Raw genomic sequence first — 2,873 nt, 5'->3', positions numbered from 1 at the left:
GTCCTAATAGACCTGAAAAGTACAATCTAAATCATTTGAATAAAATTGCTGAAGTATTTAGTTGTTCCATCAAAGAATTTTTCCCTGAATATTATATACCAGGAGAGCTACAAAAGAGAATTACAAAGAAATCGTAAGACGTACTAGGTAACTTAGGAAAATCAAGCATCTATTCAATTTCTACTCAGGCAAGAACAACCTTTATAGTTTTTAGATTCCCTCTATTAGCAAATAGGTAATCTACATATCAAAATCCATAAGAGAATTATCCTACTGTCTATCTTTATGCAATTTCAATTTACCGATCATTTTTCAAATAGTTACATGAGTGTATCTTTCGGGGAATGTCCCCCCTCATTCCGGGCCAAACTGGCCACTTTGGCCCGAAAACAGATGGTCAGTTTGGAGCGGAATAGCTCGTCAGTTTAAACCCGGAATAGGTGATTACTTTTGTCGGATTACTCACTTGAAGCTAGTGGCAATTATAATAGCACTTGTTTTGTGGGAGGCAATTGCTTTATAAAAATTGTCATCATAGGGATTTTTTTGAAGAAATGTCTCTACTAGTTATAATTTTTGATTACCCTGAAATAATGTCTCATTAATCAAATCATTGAATGTAGCGGTGTCAACAACAGATGCGCAGCTAAATACCTGTCCAAGATTGCAACTAATGTCTTTATTCTCTCTGATAACATTAGTAAATCTTTCCGTATCTCTGCTTCTTCAAAGCGAAGAAAATCTTCGGGAGCAAACAACAACCTATATTCCGATTGCATGACATTGTATTTGTCCCATAAGACCGGGTTTTCAACAACGGCAAGAATTGATGTGTAAATAACCAACTCCGAAAAATAATCAATCCTCGTAGAAGCCAAATATCCAGAGCTAAGACGGGACGGATGTTGGTAGCCCCTTGTGCCACGTGTTATATCACGCATTCCTTCCATATTAGGAACACAAATGGAATCGTAATCAATTAATTTTAACTCGCCTTCATCAGTTACAAAAATATTTTGGTGTTGAAGATCGCCGTGTGATATTGAATGGTTATGAAGGTCGTCGGTCATTTTAAGAAAGCTGTCTGCTAACTCTTCCAAAATAGCCGGATTATATAGGTTCATCGAAATATAACTCGCCATTCCGTGTCCATTTACCCAACGCATTCTGAGTGTATCTAATAGATTACCGTCAACCAATAGCCCTCCTACAACATATACAAATTCAGAGAAATAAGGCAGATTAACTTGGTCAAGGTATTCCTTAATTGCATCATACCTCTCTTTATTTTCCAAAATTTCTGAAACCCAAACTTTGAACGCCCACTTTTCGTTATTTTTATCTATCGAAAAAACTTGACTAAAGCCACCTGCAAACATATCTGGCCTTCCACTTGCCAAAACTGTAATTGGATTACCAATCAAAAATGGATCTCTAATTAGTTGAGATGTTTTAGCTGCTGCAATTATGTCGGTTACTGGAGGGAAAATCATTGTCTAGAATTTATCCGTTATATCATCTAAAGGAGGAAATTTAGCATTTATTTTTGAGTTTATAATGTCTTCCAGCGGTAGTAACTGTGTTATATCTTCGCACCTTAAAAACTCATGCATTGTACTCATCAAAATTGCAATTTTAGGATTATCTGATTTTTTTAAACTCATAAATAACGTACAGAGTTCTGGAGTTTCCAGATCTTCTTTTGAAAACAAAAGCCAATCTGTATCGTAACTCCAAAGTTCAGGATGCTCTGAATATACAATCAATGAAGTGTAGATAACTAATTCTGAAAAGTAATCAAGTTTCTCATTGATTGTTAAATTGTAATAACGACTCGGATGTTGATAACCACCTTGTCCCTTTATTAAATCAGGCAAGCCTTGTAATCCCTCGACAAAGAACGAATCATAGTCAATAACGGAAATCTCGCCGTCGTCTTGTACGATGATATTGCCATGTTGGAGATCACCATGTGCTATGTTGTGCTTGTGAAACTCGGCAACCATCAACTGAAACTTCGATGCCAAATTCGCTAATTTAACAGGGTTCGTTATATTGCTATTAATGTAATCCTTCAAAGGCGCACCATCCACCCAAGGCATCCTGTGCGTATCCATAAGTACTCCATCAACTAAAACACCATTTTCAACATATTCAAATTCAGTAAAATATGGAAGAGCACATTTTTCTAGCACTTCAGAGACAGTTGTATACCGGAATTTATTATCTTTCAATTCTGTGTGCCAAACCTTAAAAGCCCATAATTCTCCACCAGTATCGATTTGGAAAACTATACTGAAACCTCCAGACCAAAATTTTGGCTTACCACCGGAAGTTTTGGTAACAAAACCTCCACTGAGAAAAGTATCCCTTATCAGTGCTGGATATTTCACCGAGTTGACGATAGCTGTTCTAGACGGATAATTCACGATTAAAACTTATCGGTTATAGAATTAACATCACTGGCGGAAGTCTTATCAATTTTATCGCTACGACGGTCAGAACCTTCATTTTCATCATCTTCATCGTTAGAGACAGCAAAAAAATTAGTGAGCTTCTTCCACAAACTTTTTTTCTTTTTTTTCTTCTTCCCCGGCTTTTTTGTTTCTGAAATTTTCCTTTCAAAAACGTCAACCATGCTATTAATATGGTGTTCCTCTGCTAATCTTTTCTCCAGCAGTCGCTGCTCCGACTCCGCACGACTTTGTTCGTCCTCTTCCTGAATAAATTTTTGACTTATCGAAATGACGGGGTCTTCTATTTCAGTTGACTTTTCAATAGTTAGAAATTCCAATTCATCTTGGGGCAGTCGGAAGATGGTTATGTCTTTATAGTTTAAACTATTTGTATTATCATTTTCTAATTCTATAACC

Annotated in this window: 3 protein-coding genes; all 3 read right to left on the bottom strand. The window is 36.4% G+C overall.

Annotated elements, in window-relative coordinates:
* Window positions 1-605: 605 nt before the first annotated feature.
* Window positions 606-1,493: a protein kinase family protein gene (locus DBR11_RS27305; protein WP_108555709.1), complete on the bottom strand. Its 888-nt coding sequence runs from the start codon at window positions 1,491-1,493 to the stop codon at window positions 606-608.
* A gap of 3 nt (window positions 1,494-1,496) precedes the next feature.
* A complete protein-coding gene (locus DBR11_RS27300) occupies window positions 1,497-2,393 on the bottom strand; it encodes an AarF/UbiB family protein (RefSeq protein ID WP_146186688.1) in 897 nt (298 codons plus the stop codon).
* 38 nt (window positions 2,394-2,431) lie between these two features.
* Window positions 2,432-2,873: hypothetical protein (locus tag DBR11_RS29785; RefSeq protein WP_158275396.1), on the bottom strand; the 442-nt coding region annotated here is incomplete at its 5' end.

The sequence above is a fragment of the Pedobacter sp. HMWF019 genome (assembly GCF_003061025.1).
Taxonomy (GTDB): Bacteria; Bacteroidota; Bacteroidia; order Sphingobacteriales; family Sphingobacteriaceae; genus Pedobacter.
Note: the sequence above shows the minus strand (reverse complement) of the source record. Positions and strands in the feature narration are given on the sequence as shown.